This is a genomic window from Nonomuraea bangladeshensis (assembly GCF_039529455.1).
In the GTDB taxonomy this organism is placed as follows: Bacteria; Actinomycetota; Actinomycetes; order Streptosporangiales; family Streptosporangiaceae; genus Nonomuraea; species Nonomuraea bangladeshensis.
The window spans coordinates 81,124-102,448 of the sequence record NZ_BAAAMV010000021.1; the positions used below are offsets into that span (position 1 = coordinate 81,124).

At 70.2% G+C, this 21,325-nt stretch carries 22 protein-coding genes; 1 reads left to right on the forward strand and 21 read right to left on the reverse strand.

The window, feature by feature from the left end; translation table 11 throughout:
- Positions 1 to 4: 4 nt before the first annotated feature.
- From ABD292_RS46170 to ABD292_RS46185, 4 genes are read right to left on the reverse strand one after another with little or no spacing between them, the layout of a single operon-like run.
- Positions 5 to 2,788, reverse strand: coding sequence for a hypothetical protein (locus ABD292_RS46170; protein WP_344219308.1), 2,784 nt, complete (start codon positions 2,786 to 2,788; stop codon positions 5 to 7).
- The gene (locus tag ABD292_RS46175; protein WP_344219310.1) at positions 2,785 to 3,297 is read right to left on the reverse strand and encodes a hypothetical protein; all 513 of its coding nucleotides are present in this window, start codon (positions 3,295 to 3,297) and stop codon (positions 2,785 to 2,787) included. The genes ABD292_RS46170 and ABD292_RS46175 overlap by 4 nt, the downstream gene beginning before the upstream one ends.
- Positions 3,291 to 3,659: a hypothetical protein gene (locus tag ABD292_RS46180; RefSeq protein ID WP_344219312.1), complete on the reverse strand. Its 369-nt coding sequence runs from the start codon at positions 3,657 to 3,659 to the stop codon at positions 3,291 to 3,293. The genes ABD292_RS46175 and ABD292_RS46180 overlap by 7 nt, the downstream gene beginning before the upstream one ends.
- Before the next feature lie 20 nt (positions 3,660 to 3,679).
- The gene (locus ABD292_RS46185; RefSeq protein ID WP_344219314.1) at positions 3,680 to 6,409 is read right to left on the reverse strand and encodes a fibronectin type III domain-containing protein; all 2,730 of its coding nucleotides are present in this window, start codon (positions 6,407 to 6,409) and stop codon (positions 3,680 to 3,682) included.
- A 31-nt stretch (positions 6,410 to 6,440) separates the two neighbouring features.
- On the opposite strand from ABD292_RS46185, the gene ABD292_RS46190 reads away from it, so the two are divergent.
- Positions 6,441 to 6,611, forward strand: a complete 171-nt coding sequence (locus ABD292_RS46190) for a hypothetical protein (protein ID WP_344219316.1) — start codon at positions 6,441 to 6,443, stop codon at positions 6,609 to 6,611.
- On the opposite strand, the gene ABD292_RS46195 is transcribed toward ABD292_RS46190, so the two are convergent.
- The 17 genes from ABD292_RS46195 to ABD292_RS46275 all read right to left on the reverse strand — a co-directional run bounded on the left by ABD292_RS46195 (position 6,580) and on the right by ABD292_RS46275 (position 21,320).
- Positions 6,580 to 7,452, reverse strand: coding sequence for a hypothetical protein (locus tag ABD292_RS46195; protein ID WP_344219318.1), 873 nt, complete (start codon positions 7,450 to 7,452; stop codon positions 6,580 to 6,582). The genes ABD292_RS46190 and ABD292_RS46195 overlap by 32 nt on opposite strands.
- Complete coding sequence (locus tag ABD292_RS46200) at positions 7,452 to 9,650, reverse strand: phage tail protein (RefSeq protein WP_344219320.1); 2,199 nt, start codon at positions 9,648 to 9,650, stop codon at positions 7,452 to 7,454. The genes ABD292_RS46195 and ABD292_RS46200 overlap by 1 nt, the downstream gene beginning before the upstream one ends.
- Positions 9,651 to 9,691: 41 nt before the next feature.
- Positions 9,692 to 11,683, reverse strand: a complete 1,992-nt coding sequence (locus ABD292_RS46205; RefSeq protein ID WP_344219322.1) for a phage tail protein — start codon at positions 11,681 to 11,683, stop codon at positions 9,692 to 9,694.
- A 255-nt stretch (positions 11,684 to 11,938) separates the two neighbouring features.
- A complete protein-coding gene (locus ABD292_RS46210) occupies positions 11,939 to 12,418 on the reverse strand; it encodes a DUF7426 family protein (protein WP_344219324.1) in 480 nt (159 codons plus the stop codon).
- 3 nt (positions 12,419 to 12,421) lie between these two features.
- Entirely contained in the window at positions 12,422 to 12,892 is a 471-nt protein-coding gene (locus tag ABD292_RS46215) for a phage tail tube protein (RefSeq protein ID WP_344219326.1), read from the reverse strand.
- A gap of 72 nt (positions 12,893 to 12,964) precedes the next feature.
- Positions 12,965 to 13,423 (reverse strand): minor capsid protein, encoded by a 459-nt coding sequence (locus tag ABD292_RS46220; protein ID WP_344219328.1) that lies wholly within the window; start codon positions 13,421 to 13,423, stop codon positions 12,965 to 12,967.
- Positions 13,420 to 13,782 (reverse strand): hypothetical protein, encoded by a 363-nt coding sequence (locus ABD292_RS46225; protein WP_344219330.1) that lies wholly within the window; start codon positions 13,780 to 13,782, stop codon positions 13,420 to 13,422. The genes ABD292_RS46220 and ABD292_RS46225 overlap by 4 nt, the downstream gene beginning before the upstream one ends.
- Complete coding sequence (locus ABD292_RS46230; RefSeq protein ID WP_344219332.1) at positions 13,779 to 14,093, reverse strand: hypothetical protein; 315 nt, start codon at positions 14,091 to 14,093, stop codon at positions 13,779 to 13,781. Before ABD292_RS46230 ends, ABD292_RS46225 begins: the two co-directional genes overlap by 4 nt.
- On the reverse strand, positions 14,090 to 14,470 hold the full coding sequence (locus ABD292_RS46235) for a hypothetical protein (protein WP_344219334.1): 381 nt from the start codon (positions 14,468 to 14,470) through the stop codon (positions 14,090 to 14,092). Before ABD292_RS46235 ends, ABD292_RS46230 begins: the two co-directional genes overlap by 4 nt.
- 3 nt (positions 14,471 to 14,473) lie before the next feature.
- Complete coding sequence (locus ABD292_RS46240; protein ID WP_344219336.1) at positions 14,474 to 14,824, reverse strand: hypothetical protein; 351 nt, start codon at positions 14,822 to 14,824, stop codon at positions 14,474 to 14,476.
- Positions 14,824 to 15,111 (reverse strand): hypothetical protein, encoded by a 288-nt coding sequence (locus ABD292_RS46245; protein ID WP_344219338.1) that lies wholly within the window; start codon positions 15,109 to 15,111, stop codon positions 14,824 to 14,826. The genes ABD292_RS46240 and ABD292_RS46245 overlap by 1 nt, the downstream gene beginning before the upstream one ends.
- Positions 15,112 to 15,117: 6 nt before the next feature.
- A complete protein-coding gene (locus tag ABD292_RS46250) occupies positions 15,118 to 15,495 on the reverse strand; it encodes a hypothetical protein (protein WP_344219340.1) in 378 nt (125 codons plus the stop codon).
- An 84-nt stretch (positions 15,496 to 15,579) separates the two neighbouring features.
- A complete protein-coding gene (locus ABD292_RS46255; protein WP_344219342.1) occupies positions 15,580 to 16,527 on the reverse strand; it encodes a major capsid protein in 948 nt (315 codons plus the stop codon).
- Between the two features lie 9 nt (positions 16,528 to 16,536).
- Entirely contained in the window at positions 16,537 to 17,313 is a 777-nt protein-coding gene (locus ABD292_RS46260; protein ID WP_344219344.1) for a hypothetical protein, read from the reverse strand.
- A 163-nt stretch (positions 17,314 to 17,476) separates the two neighbouring features.
- Positions 17,477 to 17,812: a hypothetical protein gene (locus ABD292_RS46265; protein ID WP_344219346.1), complete on the reverse strand. Its 336-nt coding sequence runs from the start codon at positions 17,810 to 17,812 to the stop codon at positions 17,477 to 17,479.
- A gap of 12 nt (positions 17,813 to 17,824) precedes the next feature.
- Positions 17,825 to 19,756 (reverse strand): phage minor capsid protein, encoded by a 1,932-nt coding sequence (locus ABD292_RS46270; RefSeq protein WP_344219348.1) that lies wholly within the window; start codon positions 19,754 to 19,756, stop codon positions 17,825 to 17,827.
- Positions 19,749 to 21,320, reverse strand: a complete 1,572-nt coding sequence (locus tag ABD292_RS46275; protein ID WP_344219350.1) for a phage portal protein — start codon at positions 21,318 to 21,320, stop codon at positions 19,749 to 19,751. The genes ABD292_RS46270 and ABD292_RS46275 overlap by 8 nt, the downstream gene beginning before the upstream one ends.
- Positions 21,321 to 21,325 lie beyond the last annotated feature (5 nt).

Here is a 21,325-nt window from a genome sequence, read left to right on the forward strand (position 1 = left end):
ATCGTTAGTGGCGGTGGCTCCACCAGTAGAACGCCTTGCCGGAGTAGACGCCGCCGCCCTGTGACCAGCCGAAACTGAAGCTGGACTGTGAGGAGGCGTCGAGCGCCCAGTAGAAGTTCGGGTTGGCCGCGCCGTCACGGACCACCGAGACGGGCCCCATGTTCGACGCCATGGTGGGCCCGTAGCTGATGGTGACGCCTGCGTTCCCAGACGGGACCGTGCCGCTGCCGGCGTGCACGGTGTCGTACGGGTCGGCGGTGTTGGTGTCCCACACCCGGCCACGCAGGTACCAGCGGCCAGTGGAGTTGCAGTGGATGTAGGACTGCGTGCTGGAGAAGCCGTCGTCGTAGCCGAACCGGCCGTAGCCTTCGGCGACGTCGAGGTTGCCGCCCTGCCGGTCGGAGAACGATGCGTCTCGGATGCCGAGCCGGACGAGGCCGGCGGCGACCTGCAGCTCGGCCCGCGCGGTGCCGCCGCTGTTGGTGCCGGACGTGATGAAAGTGGTCGTCTCGCCTGGATACAGCCCGTCCACGGCGTAGAAGCGCGAGTAGTTGTTGTTGTTGGCCGGGTAGAACCTCAGGTCCAGGGTCGTCGGGTCGAGCACGATCCGTCGCCCGGTCGCGGCCGTCCGGATGATCGAACCCGTGATGGTCTTGCCGCTGATCGCGTCAGCGGCGATCTTCGCGGCCGTGATGGCGTTCGCGGCGATCTTGTCCGCTTCGATCGCGTTCGCGGCGATGTGCCCGGCCTGGATCGTGCCCGCCGCGATCTTGTCCGCCGTGACCGCGTTGGCAGCGATCTTGTCGGCCGAGATCGCCAACGCCTGGATCAAATTGCCGGTGATCGTGTTGGCGGTGATCTTCGCGTCGCCGGGGATCGTCCCGTCAATGATGTGCTCGGCCCCGTCGATCAACTGCCCGATCAGGTCCGCGTCCACCAGCGGCACCGTGGCGATCACCCCGGCCGCTGTCGGCGCTGACTCGTTTCCCGACCGGTCGATTGCGGTCAGCCACACCTGGCGAGGTGCGTTGTACGGCTGGTCCGGGATGACCACGACGCCGGCCGCCGTCAGATAGCCGACCTCGGCCGCAGGCGTGCCCGCATCGAGCGGGTCCTGCATCCACACCCGCACCCGGTCGAAGTCGATCGGCATCGGCGCGCCGCCCGCGCCGAGCCCGTCCCACGCGACGTGGATGACGCCCAGCCTGGTCGTCAGCGTCGGCGCGGACGGCACCGGCGGCGGGGTCGCGTCGTTCGGGACGAGCACCGCCACCGGCGCGCTGAACTGGCCCTTCGTGCCGTCGTTGCCGACGGCACGCACCTTGAACGCGTACTCGGCGGCCACGTTCAGCGGCGACACGCTGGCCGACACGTCGCCGGACGCGGTCTGCGCCACCAGGTACCACAGCTCGCCCTCGGCGTTCGGCCGCGCGTACACCTCGTAGCCGTCGACGTCGAGCGCGACCCCGTTCACGTCCTGCGTGACCGGCCCCCACGTCACCACCGCGAGGCCCTGCGCGTACCCGGCCGCGTCGAGATACGCGACGGGCTCCACGATCAGGCCCGGCGGCGCGGCCGGGACGCGCCCGGACGAGTCCGGCGCCGGCGTCGCGCCCGTTCCGCCCGACGACACGCCGCCTGCGAGGATGCCCGCGGTGCGGCGGGCAAGCTTGATGTCGTCTTCCAAGAACCGGTCGTTGAGCACGAGGTTCCCGCTGAGCTTGCCGTCGCCGCCACGGGACACCGTGATCTGCCGGATCCGGAGCGGCTCCATCCGGCCGCCGTCGCCCGGCGCGAGCACCAGGTCGCCGGGCGCGTAGTCGGCCCACGGCAGCCGCCGCGCGCCGTCGAACACCACGGCGCGGGTGATCTGGACCCGCTCCCCCGACGCGCGGCTCAGAGCGGCCTGTCCGAGCGCGATAGCCGTCCCCTCGTCGCTCACCCCGCCCTGCTGCTGGTAGGTCTCCCAGCGGCCCCACGGCGACGCGGAGGGGGCATTGGTGATCTCGTGTGTGAAGCCGTCCTCGCCAGCAATAAGGATTGCGGTAGAGACGTCCTCCAGGGTGGCGTCATCCGGGGCCTGATCCACGTCCCGGCCCAGCCGCAGATCCACCAGACCAGGCCCGGACGACCGATCGCGCGCCATCACGGTGCCCTCGTTGAACACCTCTAACGTGCGGCCGTTCATCCGCCAGTCGATCACGCCCTGATCGGACAGGTTGAGCAGCAGCGTCAGCAGGTCCACGCCGGGCTCCAGCGCGAGCGTCAGCGTCGCCGCCCACTCCTGGCCGTCGCTGTCGGCGCTGGAAGTGAAGTCGGCGGTCATGCCGGCCAGCGCGCCGCGCGCCTTCGCCTCGTCGATGAGGGTCCGCAGCACCGCGCCCACGGGGACGGCGTTGAACTGCCGCTTCCCATCGACCATCCCGGCTGTCGGGTACAGCACGGCCTTCTTGAACTGCCAGGCGTAGCCGGGGCAGGTGTAGGCCCGCTTCCCCGCCTGGTCGGTGACGTCGGAGACGCGCTTGATCCGCAGGAACCGGCCGTCCGGCGGCTCCACCCATTCCCCGCCGCTCAGGTACTCGACCGCGACTTCGCACGGCTGAGCGAGCAGGTCCGCGCCTGCCGCGTGCGTCGAGTAGTCCAGCCGCAGCGACGACACGTCGTTCAGCGGGGCCGCGGCCTCGAAGCTCAGCGGCGAGGGCAGCAGCCCCAGCCGAGGCCCGTTCGGCTGGTACGCCACCAGCCGAAGCCCGTACCGGGGCAGATCAGCAGGCAGGATCACGCTCACCGGCCGCCTCCCTTCTCCTGCTCGGCCTCGTGGGCGAGCCGGTATCGGTCCATCTCCATGCGGATCGTCGCCGACCTGACGGGGTCGATCCGGGTCTGCTCCCGGATGACCTGCAGCGGGTCCGCAGCGGCCTTGGCCGCGCGGCCGGCCCCAGCCGCCGCCGTGGTGACGACGCCGCACTTCGCCTTGCACACCGCCAGCTGCTCGGCCACCTGCGCGCGGGCGGTCTCGACGTCGAGCAGCGCCGGGGACGGCATGTCCAGCTCCCCGGCCGCGTGCGCGGACGCGAGCAGCGGCGCGTGCAAGATCACGTCCAACGCCTCATCCACGGTGGTCAGCCCGTACTCAGCGGCCCGCACCTCTACCGCTTCCTTCGGCACGTAGGCGACGAACCCGGCGTTCGGTTCGCCGCCGACCGGCTCGTACGTGATCAGCCATGCGTTCTCATCCGGGTTGACCACCTCGCGCACCTCAGCGATGCGCCACTGCTGGACCGGCATCGTCACCACTCGGCCGGCGTGACCGTCGCGCCGTCGTAGGTGACCGTGGTCGTCGCCTGGTAGTTCGTGTAGCGGCGGACCACGACCGTGTTGCCCCCCTCGACGAGCGCCTGCGCGGCGTCCTGCGCAGGGGTGGAAGCGCTCGTAGCGCCCTTGGGCGGCTGGATGAAGTGCTCCACCGCCCACCGGTACGTCGTCGCGGAGACCGCAACGCGGAACGCCACGTACCACTGCTCGCCGGGGCGGAACACCCGCGACCCGTCCGGCAGCACGACCTCCCACGCCATCCCTGGGTTCTTGAGCGCTTCGACAGCCACCACGTCGAGCGCGGCAACGTCGGGGGCCTCGGAATCACCGTCGATCCAAAACATGGTTCTCCTTCGCTCCTTGATCACATCCGCCAGGCCCAGAAGTTGAGTTGCACGGTGAACTGGGTTGGTGTGCCCAGGCTGCTCTCCGAGCTGCGCAACGTGAACTGGCCGGTCGTCGGGTTCCGCATGTGGAAGGACAGCCGGTCCGGGATCGGGTTGTCCGCGGTGAAGACGACGCGGGGGATCGTCACCATCGTGAACGTCCAGAACACCGAATAGCTGGCACCGCCCGACAGCGACACCGACCGCATCAGCAGCCCGGCCTCGCTGCCGGAGAACGACCACTTCCCGGCGAACTCTGTTGACGCGGCGTTGAACTTGAAGCGCTGCAGGTTCGCGCTGGCGTCGTTGTAGCCGACCTCCAGCTCGGCTGGTTTCGCGAACAGGTAGCCACCGCCGGCGAGGCCGCTGGTCGGGTTGACGATCGCGATCCGGTAGTCGGTGGCCGCGTGAACCACGCGGGCCTGCGCGGTGCCCGACCCGCTCACGCCCGACACGGTGACGATGGTCGCCTCACCTGGGTACAGCGACCCGTCTACGTACATCCGGGCCGGGTTCGTGCCGGTGCCCGGCAGGAACCGGATTTCCGGCTGCGTCGCGCCGGTTGGGTTGATGACGAGCCGGTTGCCGGTCAGGCCGGTCGCGAGCTGACCGACGATGCTCACCGCGCCGGACGAGGACACGTCCACCGTCTGCACGCCGCCCGCGTCGTACGCGGCCAGGCCGGCCGCGTTGAGCTCCACTCGCGCCGCGAGCGGATTCCCGGCGACGATCCGCGTGACCAGGGCCAGGACCGCCGCGAGCTTGTCGGCCGTGACCGCGCTGGCGGCGATGTGCCCGGCCTCGATCGCCCCGGCCTGGATCTTGTCGGCCGTGACGGCGTTGGCCGCGATGGCGCCCGTCGTGATCGACTCGTCTGCGGCGTCGCCCTCGACGAGCTGCACCGCGGCGATGACCGCGCTCGCGGACGGGGCGGACTCGTTCCCGGCGTGGTCGACGGAGGTCAGCCAGAACTCGCGCAGCGCGCCGTACGGCTGGCCAGTGACGACGATCGACCCGGCCGCCTGGAGGTAGCCAACCTCGGCCGCGCCGGGGTCGAGCGGATCTTGCATCCATACTCGCACCCGGTGGAAGTCGGACGGCATCTGCGCCCCACCGACGCCGAGCCCGTCCCATCCGACGTGGATCACGCCGAGCCGGGCCGACAGCGTGGGCGCGGTCGGCACCGGCGGCGGGGTGGTGTCCTCCTCGATGAGCACGGCGTATTCGTCGGAGAACACGCCCTTGACGCCCTGCGACGTGGCGCGGACCTTGAATGCGTACTCCTGGCCGACGAGCAGCGGCGAGTAGGTCGCCGTGGTGTCGCCCGGCTCGGTGGTGGCCACGAGGAACCACGGCGCGCCGACGACGTTATCCCGCATGAACAGCTCGTAGGAGTCGATGTCGATCGCCTCGCCGGTCACGTCCAGGAGCACCGGCCCCCACGTCGCGGTGATCTGGCCCTGCGCGTGCCCGGTCGCGTCCACGTACGCGATGGAGTCCACGATCAGGCCAGCGGGCTTCGCGGCGGTGCGGCCACGCGGGGACGGCGGCGCGGGCTGCGCGCCGGACCCGCCGGACGCGGTGGAGCCGCCGACGATGCCGGCCGTGCGGCGCGCGAACCTGATCGACTGCTCAAGGAAACGGTCGTTGAGCACGACGTTTCCGCCGACCGTGCCCTTGTCGTCCTTGGTGAGGGTGATCTGCCGGACCCGCAGCGGCGCGAGCGTGCCGCCGTCCGCCGGGGCGATGATTTTGTCTCCGGGCTGGTAGTCCCGCCAGGGCAGCCACCGCGCCGAGTAGGGCGTGATCTCTCGTGTGTGCTGCACCCGCTCGCGGGCGGCGCGCAGCAGCGACCCCTCGGCGAGCAGGAACGCCGTCCCCTCGTCGGAGACGCCGCCCTGCCCGATGTAGTTCTCCCACCGGCCCCACGGCAGGACTGCGCTGGAGCCGTACGAGCGGCGGAACCCTTCGTCGCCGACGACGAGGACGGCGTTCGCGGCGTCCTCCAGCGTGCCCGTGTCGGGAGCGTCGAGCACGTCGCGGCCGAGCCGGAGGTCCACGCGCGGCGCGGCCGTCCGGTCGCGGGCGAGCACGGTGTCGGCGTTGAAGACGCGGAGCGTCCGGCCTTCCATGCGCCAGTCGATGACGGACTGCTCAGCGAGGTTGATCAGCGTCGTGAGCGCGTCCAGGCCCGGCTGGTAGTAGATGGTCAGGATCTTCGCCCACGGCTGGCCAGCGCTGTCGTGGGTCGTCGTGAACGTCCAGTCGAGCGCGGGCAGCGCGCCGCGAGTCTGCGCCTCGGCGAGGAACGTCTGCAGGATGGTGCCGGGCGTCGCCGACGTGAACGCCCGCTTGCCGTCAACGAGCGGCGTAGGCCCCGGAAACAGCACGACCTTGCGGAGTTGCCAGCCGTAGCCGGGCAGCTCGAACATCCCGACGCCGGCCTCGTCGGTGACGGCGGTGCCGCGCCGGATCCGAAGGAGTCGCGCGTCCGGCGGCTCGACCCAGGTCTGCCCGTCTTCCGACCACTCCACCGCGACCTCGCACGGGTGCGCGAGCAGGTCCGCGCCGAGGGCGTGACGGCTGTACCGCAACGTCATCGACGGGACGTCGTTCAGCGGCTGGCCGACCTCGAACGTCAGCGGGTGCGGCAGCAGGCCCAGCTTGGGACCGTTGGGGGCGTAGGCGACCAAACGGAGTTCGTACATGGCGCCTCCCTCCCCGTGCTGGAATGGTCTTATGAGCGACGACCAGATCACGGCCAGTCAGGTCTTCTTCGGCCCTGGTGGGATCGAGGCTTCCTACCTCGCGTCCGGCAGCATTACCGCGGGCATGAAGCCGGGCGACCTGCTCAGCTCGGAAGACGAGGAGGCGCCGGTCACAGATAGGAGCGACGTCCCCGAATCATGAGGGCCGACGCCCCCGATGTGCCCAACGCTGTGGCGTCGACCAGGACGGCCCGCGAGTGCGGATCTCCTACCGCCATCGCTGGGGTCAGGTGCAGCCACCGGAACGCACTGCCGGGGCCGGTCGCCTGGATCTGGCCGGTCACGTCCGTCCCGCCAGCCTGGTCCCACGTGTCCGTCGCGACGACCGCCGCCGTCAGCGTCCCGCAGTCGATCAGCAGATGCTCCCCCGCCTGCACCGTGCCCGTGTAGGCCACCGTCCCGCCCGTGGCCACGTCACGCACGGACGGCTGAACGGCCGGGCCGGTGACTCGCAGCAGCGCGTCCACGATCGGGCCGGTGCTGCCCGCCAGCGGAGTGACGATCTGGCCCGCGCCCGGCAGCGTGCCCGCCCAGGTCGAGTCGGCCTCATCCCGCCAATACACGCCGGGCACCTTCACCACGGCGGTCAGCTTGGCCAGGGCCGCGCCCGGAAAGTACTCCGGCTCCGACACCGCCTCCACGGTCACCCCGGCGACGCGGACAATCGTCCCCGTCACCCACTTGAGCGTCATGAGCCGGTGCCGCGTCCCCAGCAGCGCGCCGAGCGCCTCCAGGTTGTGCTCCATCTGCTCCGCGCCGCCGTCCGCGCCGGACGGCGTGGACGAGTAGACGGTGAGCGCCAGCCCGAGCGCCGTCGCCTCATGATCCAGGCCGAGCACGGGCAGGTCACCCGCCCGGCCGGGGACGGACAAGGCCACCGACCGCACCCCCGGCAGAGGGCGCCGCTTCGTGCCCTTCTTCAGCCGCCAGCACCCCGCCGGGTGATCCAGCGGCACCCCGTCCAGGAAGTACGTCGCGCCCATCACACCACCCCCATAGCGCTGGCCATCTGCAGGCCACGGTTGATCGTCTGCGACCTCGGCTCGGCGACCGGGTTGATCGAGGTCAGGTTGATGACCACTCCCCCGCCCCGGCCCGGCCCGGCGGCCGCGGCCTCGCCAGGAGCGACCGACGCCGACAGGTCCGGGTTGAACGCGGCGCTGAGCTGCCCGGCGATGCCTCGGGCGGTGCGCATCACCTCGCCGGCCGACGCCTGCATGCCCTTCGCCATGCCGAGCATCGTGTAGCCGCCGATCGCGGCGAACACCTTCGACGGGCTGGAGATGCCGAGGGCCTGCCGCACCCAGTCCGGCATGATGCTGGAGAAGAAGCCGTACAGGGCGTTCTTCAGCCAGTCGTACATGGACACGACGCCGTTCCAAACGCCGGTCATGACGGCCTGGCCGACGCCGGACATCACCGCGCCGATGTCGCCGACCGCGCGCACGAGCTGGCCGGGCAAGTCGGAGAAGAAGCCGACCAGCGTCCCGCCGATCCACCGGCCGATCCCCGTCACCAGGTCCGGGATGATGGAGTGACCGATCAGCACGTCGTACAGCCAGCCGAACAGCTGGGCGACGCTCTGCACCATCGTGGCCACGACGGTCGTGACCGCCTGAACCGCCGGCCCCAGCAGCGACGACAAGCCCTGCGCGAGCAGCGACACCAGGGCGACAACCCCCGGCAGCACCACGCTGGACAACTGCATCAGCGGCGGCAGCAGCGGCATCACGGACTGGAAAATCTGGATGAACCCGCCCGCGAGCTGCATCAGCACCGGAGCCAGCGCCGCCGCGAGCTGAACCGCTTGCGGCAAGATCTGCGCGCTGAACTGCACCAGCGTCGGCAGGAGCGGCGCCACGGCCGGCAGCAGCGTCGAAAACGTGGTGACGAGCTGCAGCAGCACCGGCGTCAGGTCGACCAGCGCCCGCATGAGGTGCGCGCCGAACAGCACCACGGCCTGCGACAGCAACGGCAGGATCGGCGTGATCGCGCCGACGACCACGCTGAGGGCCTTCACCAGGACGCCGCCGAGGAGCGCCGCGACCTGCCCGACCAGCGGCAGAAGCGGAGCCAGCGCGGGCACCAACGCCGACGCGAGCTGCGTCACCAGGTCCGCCAGCGGCCCGACCAGCGGCACCACAGCCAGGAGGAACTGACCGAAGGCCGCCGCGACCTGGCCGACGACCGGCTGCAGCCGGATCAGCGCCGAGGACAGCACCCCGGAGATGACCGACACGACCTGCACGATCACCGGCATCAGAGTCGTGGCGAGCACCGCCGCCAGTTGCAGCAGCGGAGACAGCAGCGGCAGCACGGCAGCGGCGAGCTGGCCGACGCTGCCCAGCAGCATGGACAGCGCGGGAGTGACGTCCACGATGGCCGACAGCAGCGATCCGGCGAGGGCCTGCACGATCATCTGCAGAGCGCCCATGACCGGGCCCATGAGCTGCCCGGCGACCTGCACCAGCCCGGCGATGAACGGGCCGAGGATCTGCAGGAGCCCGCCGACGCCGAGCACGAACTGCGCGAGCAGGCCAGAGTTCGCGGCGAACGCCGCCGTGATCGGGGCGAGGAACGCGGCGACCTGGCTGGCGAAGGTGCCCATCGCGCCGGCGAGCTGCGACAGCATCGGGACGATCGCGCCGATGATCTGCCGCACCGCTGGGAGGATCGGCACGAGCACGTGCACCAGCGCCGTGGTGAACTGCCCGATGAGCGGGCTGAGCTGCTGGAACATGGCCGCGAGCTGCGGGGCGATCATCTGCGTGAAGATCGTTTGCAGGTTGCCCGCGAGCTGGATCAGCGGCTGCTCGAACGTGGCGGCCGCGGCCTTCATCTGCGCGGTGACGGTGCCCGCCATCGAGGTGAACGCCCCTTGGACGCTGTCGGCGGTCGCCGCCGCCGCGATTCCGAGCGCTGCGATCCCGCCGACCAGGCCGACGAACGCGCCGGCCGCCCCGACCGCGACGGCGGACGCGGCCACGCCGAGCCCGGCCAGGGCGGTGCTGGCCACGGTGGTCACGAGGGTGATCGCCGCGCCGGTCTTCGCGACCTGGGCGGCGCTGTCGTCGAACCGGCCCGCCATGGTGCGCAGCGCGACGACCGCCCGGCCCAGGCCGGGGGTGAGGTTGTCCCGGAGGCTGATGGTGGCGAACAGGTCGCCGACGTTGAGCGCCACGTCTCACCTCCCCGAACTCGTTCCGTTGGCGGGTGGGGAGGTCAGGACAGGAGGCCGACCGCCGCGGCGTACTGCAGGCCCCGGTTCATCGACTTCGAGGTGGGTTCGGCCTGCGGGTAGTGGTTGTTGATCGTCATGTAGATCTGGCGGCCGTCACCACCTCCGCCTTCGGGGCCGGCCGGGACCGTCACGGGCGGCGGGAGCGGCGGGCTGATCGCGGAGGCGTACGTCAGCGGCCCGGGTGCGGCCCGCTGGAGCGTGGTGGACAGCCGTGCCGCCATGGACTGCAAGCCCTTCTGCTTGCCTGCCATGCCGTTGATCAAGCCCTGTACGTTCTGGCGACCTATCTCGGCGAAAACCTTTGACGGGCTGGAGATGCCGAAAATCCCCTTCATCACGTCGACCGCGCCCTTGGCTAGTTTCTTGATCGTGTCGATGAAGGCGTCCCACGCCGTCATGAAGCCGTTCTTGATGCCGTTGACCAGGTCGCGGCCGAGGGTCATCAGCTTCTCGAAGGCGCTCTTGATGGTGTTGCCGAAGGTGATGACCGCGTTCTTGATCGTTGTGAAGGCGCCCTCGAAGTCGCCGGTCAGCAGCTTGGCGAAGGCGGTCACGATGCTGATCAGCAGCGGCAGGATCGACGTCGAGAGCTGGATCAGGGGCGGCAGGAAAGGAGTCACCGCGCCGACGACCTTGGCGAAGATCGTCGCCAGCCCGGTCAGGATCGGCGACAAGGCGTTGATGAGCTGCACCAGCGGCGGCAGCAGGGCTTGGGCCAGCTGCGCGACCACCGGCAGCAGCGGCGTGATCGCGGGAAAGAGCGCGGAGAACGCCGACAGCAGCGCCCCGCCCAGGGCCGCTGCGACCTGCCCGACCAGCGGAATGATGGGCGTGATCGCGGGGAGAAGCTGAGACGCCAGCGTGCCGACGAGCTCCGCGATGGGCGGCAGCAGCGGCAGCACGGCGATGATCAGCTGTCCGAAAGCGGTCGCGATCTGCCCGACCACCGGGGTCAGCTGGACGAGCACCGGCTGCAGGGCAGCGACGATCGTCTGCGCCACCTGCGTCAGCACTGGCATCAACGCGCTCGCCAGAGTGCCAGCGAGCTGAAGAATCGGCGGGAGCAAGGGGATCAGCGCGGCCACGATCCCGGCCAGGCCCGTGACGAGCTGACCGATCAGCGGAGCCATCTGCACGAGGACGGGGCCGAGCTGCGCGGACAGGGTGGACGCGATCAGCGCGAGCCCGGACATCAGCGGCCCGGCCACGGTCCCGGCGAGCTGCACGAAGGCGGCCAGCAGCGGCGCGAGCGCCTGGAGCAGGCCACCGATCCCCGTGACCAGAGTCGACAGAAGGCCGGAGTTCTGCGACAGGGCGGCCGACACCGGCTGCAGGAAGCCGGCGAGTTGACCGCCGAACTGGCCGAGACTCCCGGCGAGTTGGCCGAGCATCGGCGCGACCGCGCCCACGATCCCCTGAATCGCGGGCAGCAGAGGCGTGAGCATCTGCCCCAGCCCGGACGTGAACTGGCCGATCAGCGGCGCGAGCTGCGTGAACATCCCCTGCAGCGCCGGAGCGATCTGCGAGGAGAACATGCCCTTGAGCTGGCCCGCAGCCGCGATCAGCGGCCCTTGGAAGACGCTCGCGGCGTCCGCGAGATCCCCCTTCACCGACGCGCCCAGGTCGGCGAAGGCCGCCTTCACGGCCGGAGCGGCGGCGGCCGCGGTGATGCCGATCTTGGCGATGGCGAGCGTCGCGCCAGCGAACACCGCCGCCAGGCCGCCGCCAACCGCGACGCCGGCCGCGCCCACCCCGGCCAGCAGGGCGCTGCTCTTGATCCCGGCCGAGGCGAGGGCCTGCCCCGACTTGGCGACGGTGCCCGCCGCGCGCGTGGCCGCGATGCCTGCGGCGACCATCGCGGCCTGGATGCCGGTGGCGTGAACCTTGATCCCGGCTTCGGCCTTGGCCAGCGGCCCCGACATCTTGTCGCGCAAGCTCAGGGTCGCGTACAAGTCGCCGATCGACAGAGCCACGGTTCACCTCCCCAGGTCACAGCCGCGAGCGTTAGCGCTTGCGTGAACGTCGTCAGTCGAGTGCGCGGCCACGAGCGCGGCCAGCCGCCTTGTCCGGGGGTGGGGCGAGCTGGCGAGCGAGCCGGGTATCAGCCGCCAGCAGGCCGAGAATCCGGGTGCGGAGCCACCGCCAGGAGCGGCCCGTCATCAGGCCGGGCTCGTCGAGGTCGATCCCGTACTCGCTGTGGAGGTCGGCCTCGATGAGGTCCCAGTGGCTCAGGAGCTTTTCCCACGTGAGCGCTGGCCCTGCCGGGACCGGCTCGTACCACTCGTAGAGCCCCGTGACCGGGTCGTACTCGCCGCCGCCTCGGAGGCGGCCCGGTTCGGGGCGAGGGCTTCCGGGTCGCCACCGGACTCCCAGTACTTCATCGCGGCGTCGAGATCGACCGCGATCCACAGGAACGCAGTGACGCCGGCGTGCTTGATGCGCGGCCACGTCACCTTGTCGGCGAGCAGCTGGTCATAGACGGGGCCGAGGCACCGCCGGTAGAGGTCGGTCTCCTGGTCGTCGTCCAGGTCGGCCAGGTCGGACAGGTCCGTCTCCTGGCCGGCCGCTGCGGCGACCCCGGCCTGCATGAGCCGCTGGCACAGCAGGCCGGTTTCCGCGTCCGGCGCGGGGATGACGTACTCCTTGCCGCCGATCGGCAGGCCGAGGGTGTCGTCGAAGAACTCGTCGAGGGCCTTGAGCTTCGCCATGGGTTACGCCGCCACCGGGTTGTCGATTTCCTCGGGCTTGCCCTGGCCCAGCAGCTCGACCTCGAAAGGTTCCAAATCCGTGGTCTCGCCGCCGGCGCCCTTGTAGTCCACGGCGGCGCGGCCCTCGTACGCGTCGGGCGAGCCGTCGCGCCGGTACCAGCGGACGTGGATGTTCGCGCCGGGCCCGACGACGTGACCGGCCTGGCGCAGGAACTCCTGCCCCGGGTCGGGGACGAACGCGACCGCGTCAGCGTCCCGCTTGCGGTTGCCGTTGAGGGTCAGGGTCCAGCCGCGCTGGGTGACCACGCTGGACGCCCAGCCGTCGCCGTCGAAGTCCGAGTCGTCCTCCGTCTCCGTGTTGATCTCCTCGGCGAACTCCGTGAGGCCCTTGACCTGGGTCCAGGTCGGCGCGGCGAACGGGCCGGTGTTGACCTCGACAACCCAGTCCTTGGCGAGCAGGCTGCGCAGCGTCATCTCATCTCTCCTTGTGAGCGCATGCCGAAGCCGCCAGCAGTAGTGCTGGCAGCAGATGAAAGAGGGGGAGGGTCAGTCCCGGTAGGTGGAGGGGCGGACGCACAGCAGCTCGTAGCTGTCGGCGCGCTCCACCCGGCCCGAGCCGTCTCGCGTGTGCGGGGCGACGATCCGCCGCTGGGCCAGAAGCACCATCACGCCGGTGGACAGGCGACGCTCGGCCAGGCCGTGGACCGCGTTGAACACGGCGTCGGCCAGATCGTCGGCCACGCGCGGGTCGGGGCCGCCCCGCACCCGGAACTGCACCAGCACGGAGCTGTCAGTCTGCTCAACGTCGTCGCCGGCCTGGCCGAGACCGTACGTCGCGAGCGAGATGGCCAGGTCCGGCGCCGTCGGCAGGCCGCCGAGTGTGATGGCGGTCTGGCCGGCGGTGTAGATGCCCTCGGGGTTCCAGTCGCCCGCGCCCGCGTCCTCCAGCAGTTGCCCGAGGCCCGCGAGGAGGAGGCGAGTCCATCCCTGCGGCGGCGGCGTCACCGGAACAGCTCCTTGAGCTGCTGCGCGATCAGCGCTCGCACCGCTGGGGCTTCCTCTTCCAGCGCCGTTTCCAGGTACTTCGCTTCACGGCCTGGCGCGTGCTTCCAGTCCAGGTTCTCGTGCTGGGCGACGGCGTACGGTTGGTTGTAGGTGACGTAGGCCCGCATCTCGTTCCGGTCAACGGCCGTGTCGCCCGAGTTCTGCAGGTGGCCCTCCTGGATCGGAACCCTGGTGTTCGCGGTTTGCAGGATGTGCAGCGCCGCGTCCTTGAGCACGCGGGCCGCGGCCGTCTTGGTCTGCTCGTGGAAGGCCGCCGCGTTGAGATGCAGGTCCAGGTCGACGTCGATGCCGTCTCTCATTTCAGCGCCACCTCCACGTGATCAGGTGTGGGCAGGCCGCCGCCGTCACGGATGAGGCTCGTGATGGCCGTGCTGGACCGGCCGTTGACGGTGACGCGGCTGCCGGGCGGGCAGACGACGCCGGGCTTGAAGTACACGGTCGTGTCGGAGACGACCTCCAGGCCGTTAGCGTCGCGGACGAGCTGCCGCTTGTCGTCGGCCAGGCACGGCTCCGTCGTCGGCGGGCCGTACACCGGCCCGTACGCGCCTTCGCCGACCAGTGGCTCGACGACCGCCGAGTGGCGGAACATCCAATCGGGGATGGCGGTCACCAGGTCATCACCGCGATCAGGAACCCGGCCGACAGCAGGATCGACACCGCGTCCTGCGCGTACCGGGGAGCCTCACCGGTCTTGGTGTCCACCCGCGAGAGGCGCACGGACCCCATCGACACGTCCTTGAACGCAGACGCGGTGCCGAACTCGTCGCCGACCGCGAGCGTCCACGCCGCCTGCGCGCACGTCGCCCGGCTGATGGCGTCCGCCAGCACCGGGTCCACGGCGAACCCCTCGGCGGTCGTCTCGTAGATGGCGTGGGACAGCAGTTCGTCCACCCGCTCCGACGCGCGCGCGAGCCGCCTGCCGATGTCGTCCGGGCCCGGCTTGCCGGTGTAGTCGGTGTAGTCCTCCGCCGTGGCGTACGTCGGCATCGGCTACCCCGCAGGCAGTTCGAGGACCTGGACCGTCAGCCCGGCCGGGTCCGAGTAGTCCAGGAACACCTTGCCGCCGGCCTGGTTGTAGATCGCGGGCAGCGGCGGGATCAGCACGTCGCCGTCGTCGGCCGGGATCGTGTACGGCACGTCGGGGAGCGGCTGCCCCTCGACTTCGCCGGGGATCTGCACCGTGACCGTCCGCGCGGCGGCGTTGGCGTTCTTGATGCGGATCATGCGGCGGCCGTTGTTGACGAACGCGTGCCCGTCCGCGATGGCGGGCGTCGGCAGCGCCGCCGATAGGTCGTGACCGGCACGCATGATCTTCGTGACCGGCAGGTCAGTCCTCGCCATCAGTCTTCCTCCTCTCGGCCGAACTCCTTCACCAGCGATGCCTTGCTGAGCGCGCGAGCGTCCTTCGCGGACATGCCTCGGGAGATCGCGTACGCGACCCACGCAGCCCGGTTGTCGGTGTCGAGCGGGCGCGACGGTCTGGCCGTGGGCGTGGCCACCGGCCCGACCGGCTGCTCGTCCGGCGCGGAGATCAGCAGCCAGTTCGGCAGGGCCTCCAGCCGTGCCGAACGCTGCGGCGACTCGAAGATGCCGCCGTTGTTGCTGTTGCGGTACACGTACATGCGCACCGCCGCCTACGGGTTGACTCGGAAGTCGACCTGGACGATCACCTCGGACGGGCTTCCGGCCGGGGCGGCGGTGGCCACCGACAGGGTGTCGCCCGCGGCGAACACCGCGTTCTGCAGGTGCGTCCAGCCCGTCCACGCGTCCGTGGCGGTGGCCAGGGGCTCCGCGAGCAGGTCGCCGCCGTTACGCTGCGCGTTCACGGTGCCGTCCGTGCCGCCCGCCCGGTAGGCGCGCACGGCGATGGCCGTGCAGGCGACCGGCAGCCGGGTCACCATGTAGGTGCCGGCCGCGCCCTTGGCGACGCGGTACTCCTTGGTGAAGGTGCGGACGCTCGACAGGTCGACGTCGCCCGCCTTGCCGTCCACGCTGTTGACCTTGTGGCCCATCGCTGCCCCCTTCTGAGGCTGGGAGATGGAAGGCCCGCCCGGCGAGCGGGCGGGCCCAGTGGACATGCAAGCAGTAACGCTTGCTCAGGCGACGTCGGCGCCCTTGATCAGGACGGCGCGCTGCGGGTCGAGCGTCTTGGTGCCGTACAGGCAGTCGATGCTGACCACGTCCTGCTTCTTGTCGATGTCGTAGTCCATGACGACTCGCAGGCCGAAACCCTTATAGCTTGCGACAGCGGCGTTGGCAGCGCCCTGCGGAAGCACCAGGGGACGGGTCACGAGAGCGAACGCGGTCCTATGAAAAGACACGCCGACCTCGGTCGTCGAGTTGCCGGTGGTCTGCGCCGGGACCTTGATGTTCTGGGTCTGGTACGGATCGAAACCGAAAACGCGACGACCCAGGGAAGCCTCGCGCAGACCGTCGGTGTCGCCCCTCGCGTCGGCCCTGTTGAACAGGTCGTCGCCGAGCCACTGCGCCTCGATCTCCGGGCCGACCACCAGGTAGCGGTCAGCGCTGGGCACGTTGCGCTGGTTGAGCACCCGGCGCGCGTCGATCGCGACCCGCGGGTTGCTGTAGTCGAACATGTTCTTACCGGGCGGGTTCGCGGGGAACTGCACGCCGCCCTCAGCGGTGACGCCGACCTCCTGCAGAACGTCGTCCCGCAGGGCGAGGATGTCCCTGTCGATCTTCTGGGCGATGGCCTCCATCGCCGGGTTGAGCAGCTGAACCCCGAAGTCTTCGATCTTCAGCGTCAGCTCCTCCGTCGTGACCGCGAAGGACACGTCGGCGAAGTGGTTCAGGGTGACCGGGATGCTGGTCTCCTGCGCGTTCTGGATCTGGATCCCGTTCGCGCGGACATACTCGTTCGCCTGGAAAACCGCCGGCTTGCGGACGTTCACGGTGTCGCCGATGCGCGCCGCGAACTCCTCCTCGTAGTCGCGGTGAACGAGCATCGCCATGACCGTGGTCTCGTACAGGGTGGCCAGCGCCGCACGGGCGATCACGCTGGGGGTCAGAAAGGTGTTAGCCATGTGGGGCCCCTACTCCTTGTTGGGGTTGGACTTCTGGCGGCGGCGTGCCGCACGGAAGTCGTCGGTGGTCATCTGGTCCGGGTCGGAGCTACGGCCACCGGGCCCACCGGTGAACTCCCCTCCGCTCCTCGCGGGCGGCCCCGACAGGGATGCCGCCTTGAACTTCGGGTTGTCCTCGACCGCCTGCTGAATCCGCTCCGCCAGGGCAGTGCTGAAATCCTCAGCGTTCGGATCGAGGTCCTTGATAGAGCGAAGGAACGAACGGCTGTCGAGCAGCGCGTCGCCGTCCGCGCCCGCCTTGAGCGCGGTGCGGTGCACCCCCAGCTCGACGAGCGCCCGGCGGTGCAGCTCCCGCTCCTTGTCGCGCTCCTTCGCCGTGCTGTCCCGCTCGGAAGTCAGCCGCTCGACCATCTCCTTCGGGTCGACCGGCTTCTCCTCCTCGGCAACGAGGCCGAGAGCCTTCCCGATCTGCTGCGCCAGCTCAGCCTTCGCCTGCGCCGCGACCTCCTCCGGGGACGGCCCGGCCTGCTGCTCGGCGGCCTTCTCCTTCTCCTGGAGCTGCGTGCGGTACTTCACGGCGTCGTTCCGGGCCCGCCGCAGCTCGGCCTGCGCCCACGCGGGAAGGTCGTCGATCTTCCGCGCGTCAGCCTTCCCCTTGTCGTCGTCGGCGGCCGGGGCCTGCTCCGGAGGGGTGGGGTTCACCGTCTCCGGCGCGGGCCTGTCCTGGCCGGCCTGAGCGGCGGCCTGGTCGGCGGTGGAGGAGACCTCGATCTGCTCGTCTGCCATGAGCTGACTCCTTGGAATCGGTGATGTGCCGCCCGTCCTGCGGGCTGTCGCACGGGGCCGCCCGGCCTGCGGGCGGGCATGAAAAAGGCGCACCTGGTGGGGTGCGCCTGGAAATGAAAAAGGCCCGCGCCGGGCGGGCCTTTCAGGTGGTGGTGCAGTCGAGCTAGTCGGTGACCAGCTCGAAGTCCGGGGCGAACAGGGCAGGGTCGAGGACATCGCTGGCGGGCCTGCCCGCGTCGTGGGCGTCCTTGAGGATGCTCCACACCCGCGAGGCCGCAGCGATGCCGAGCCTGCCCGCGTCCGGGTCCTTGACGAATCCGGCCGCCGCCTGGTCATCCGTCCACACGTGGCCGAGGACCATGCCGTCGTCGTCCTTCAGCCGCGCGCGGCGTACGGCGGCCGGGTTGGCGGGCTTGTTGCTGTAGGTGCCTGCGGCCTGGCCTACGACCGTGATGCTCTCGGTGAACCGTGGATGTACGGGCTCCTGCTGCTCTGCCATCCCGCCGTCCTCCTAGTACGTGTATCCGGTGTCGATGTCGCCCAGCGGGTCCGGCCGCCAGTCGGCGGGCGGCCCGTTCTCGAACCAGTCGTCGGGAACGATTTCGACTTCAACGAACCATTTCTTGTCGACTTTATACACCGAATGAACGATGTACGTTGTATCGCGACGCAAAATAAGTTCACGCTCGCCGGGATGTGTCGTAAGACCGTCCACATTCAACGCATTATGGCCAGCGGGCGCACGAATGGCCAACGAAACAGCGGTGTACGTGAACGCCGCGTTCCGCCCCACGCTGGTACTCATATACGCCTTGTCCCGCAGGACGCGGCCGACCATCCCCTCCATCTCCTCCGGCGAGGAGATGTCCACGCCGTTGGCCTTCGTCCACCCGGAGTCGACGCCGCGGTGCACGATGACCGGCTCAGGCACCGCCTGCCGAGTCATCGCCTTGTCGAGATCGGCGATCAGCTTGCGAGTGTGGGGACTGCCGGCACCGGCAGGACCCCGTAACGCCCTGTTCATCGCGGTGTAGGAGTCACCCGTGTAGGACCGGATCGCCTGCAGCTCGTCCCGCGCCCAGGACCTTCGGGGGATGGCGGGCATCCTGGTCCTGATCCACTCCTCCCCCGCCGCGTTCGTGAGATGACGGGTGGCGTCCCGCATCGACGACTTACGCCCGGTGGGCGTGGGAGCAGCCGGACGCTGAGCTGGCGCGGTCTTCGGCTTCGCCAAGGGCTTCGCCGACTTCGGCGCCGGTTTCGGCTTCACCAGCTTCGGCTTTGTCACCTTCGGCGCCGGTTTCGGCTTCGGGGGCTTCAGCGACGGGTGCAGATCCGGCATCGTCGTCTCGTCGGGCCGCACCCGCTCACGAGACCTCTGCCGCAGCAGCCCCGTCTTGTCCAGGTGCTCCTTCATCTGCGCCTGGAACGCCTTGGCGTGCGCCTCGGCAGCCTTCTTCTCCGCGCTGCCAGGCGGGGCCGCCGCCGCGCGCCGCTTCCACCCCCGGATCTGCCGTTCGAGGTAGCGCTGCTTCTGCGTGTCCCCGTACGTGCCCTTCGCTTCCGGCTTCGCCGGCGGCTTCGTCAGCCCCGGCAGGTAAGCGGAGAAGGTGTGCTTGCAGTTCGGGTGCTGCAGACCAGCGATCCGCGCCTGAGCGACGGTGCCCGCGACATGCACGGTCATCGTGTCGCCCGTCAGGACATGCGTCTCCTGCCGGTCGCCGACCGCGCCCGACTGGGTAAGCACCTGGCCTTCCCACAGATCACACAGCGGGCACGTGTACGGCGCTCGCGACACCATGACGAGGTCGCGGCCGTTCTCCCGTAACGTCGCCAGGTGGCCCTCGTTCGCCGCCCGCGCCATCGCCGTGCGGGTCGCCATCTCCGCGTACGAGGAAATCGACCAGGTGCGGCCCTTGCCGTCGAAGAACGTGATGCCCTTCGCGGCGAACTTCTGCAGCGCCTTCGTCGTCGCCTGCTCGCGCGTCATCGCGCCAGCCAGCGCCAGCGGCGTCGCCTCGGCGATGACCTGCCGGTAGATGTCAGTCACCTGCCGCAGCGCGCCCGTGGTGAGGGCAGGCAGCAGCCCCAGAGCCTCCTTCAGCAGCTGCGCCAGGCCCTTGCCGGGGCTGATGCCCTGAGCCTCGCCCAGCCGCTCCAGCTCCTCGCTGGCGCGCATGAAGCCCTGCTGCCACGCCGCCGTCACGCCCTCTTCGACCGCTCCGGCCGCGAGCTCCTCCAGGTCCTTGAGGATCTTCTCCGCCTGCAGGCCGAGCGCCTTCACCTCGGCGAGCCGCGCCTGCGCCTGCTGCGGCCCGTCCCCGCCCTTGGCCAGCGACTTGGCGATGACCTCGAACAGGTGCTCCTCGGCGTCGGCGTACCGTGCGGAGATCGCGTGAGCGAGCGCTATACGCTCGTCCACCTGCTCCAGCAGGTCAGCCATCGAGGTCGTCATCCTGGTCGGGGATGATCTGCTCGTCGAACGTGTCGGCGTCCCGGACGTTCAGGCCCATTTCGTCCCGAAGCCGCTTCATCTCGGCCGTCACCTGGTCGTCGTCCCAGTCCGGGTGCACGAGCCGGATCCGCGTGTCGATCGACGCGGCCTGCGCCCGGTTCAGCAGCTCGACGGTGCGGGCCACCGACTCGGTTTCCAGGAACACGCCGTCCGGCCACTCGATCTGCGGGCGTTCGGCGGTGACCTTCGTCTTGAAGATGTAGTGGTCAACCGACAGCAGGCAGTCGCCCAGCCACGCCAGCGCGGGCGTCCAGTAGCCGATCTTCCGGCCTCGGGTGGTGAGGGACTGCCGCTCTCGGGAGTGGATCTCCGTCGCGGTCGCCTCGACGCCCTCGCCGGCCTCGCCGAAGGATTGCACGCTGTACCCGGCGCCCCGGAGGATCTGCGCGACCAGGCTCTTGGCGGTCTGCTGGTGCTCCTGTACGCGGATGTCGAACTGGCTGACGGTGATCATGTTGCCGCCGCCGTTCGCCGGCGGCAGCATCCCGAGCCCGCTGTAGATCTCCCGGTCGGGGTCCCAGAACGAGCCCCGGCCCCGGCCCGTGTTCTGCAAGTAGACCTCGGGCACGATGATCCTGGCCTTACCGAGCCGCAGGTCCCGCATCCACGACGTCCACGTCTCGTCCAAGGCGTCCATCAGGGGCTCCACCCCGGCGTAGTCGGAGCGGCCCAGCGCCGTACCCCGCAGCGTCCTGTGCGGCCGCATGTTGGGCACGTAGTGAACAAGCAAGCCCTTTGGATAGCCGGAATCGAACCCGCCGTCCGCGTCCACGATGGCTGCGAAACCGGCGGTGGCGGGGTGGTCCTCCAGCGGCACCGGGTGGCCCAGCCGGGAGTCATCGCCCTGGTAGAGGCCGTGGTAGACGCGGCCCCGCTCATGGCGCTCCAGGTGCCGCCACACGACTTTCTGGTCCTCGCCGACGACCCGCCAGAACGTGACCGCCGCCAGCCTGCCGCTGTGGAACTCCGGCACGGCCGAGTCGGCCGGGACCGAGTCGACCACCGGGTAGTCGGCCATCTCCGTGTCCCAGCCGACCCGCAGGTAGACGCCGCCGTATGCGCTGTCCAGCTCGCCGGCCTCCAGCAGCCCGGCGTACACCGAGCCCTCGTTGAGGATCTGGTCGAGACGCTTCTGCGTCTTCTTCCCGGCCGCGCGCAGGGTGGGCGGTTCGCTGAACAGCAGGTCCGCGGACTTCGCCGCGATGTCCGCCGCCAACGGCACGTGCAGCTTCGTCGAGCGGGACTGGCCGGCAGGGATCGGCGAGCCCCAGAACCACCGCGCGACACGGCCGACCGCGCCGCCAGCCCACTGCAGCGGCCTATCCCAGCCCTTCAGGTCCAGGCCCAGGCCCGGCGTCACGGCCCCGTTGCCGTACACCTGGGCGAGCCGGTCAGGATCGCCGGCGTACCAGGCCCCGTGCTGCTGGTAGAGGCGCATCTCAGCGCGCATGTGCGGGGGCGGCCACTCCTGGTCATGAGTGGGGAGCGGCATCACAC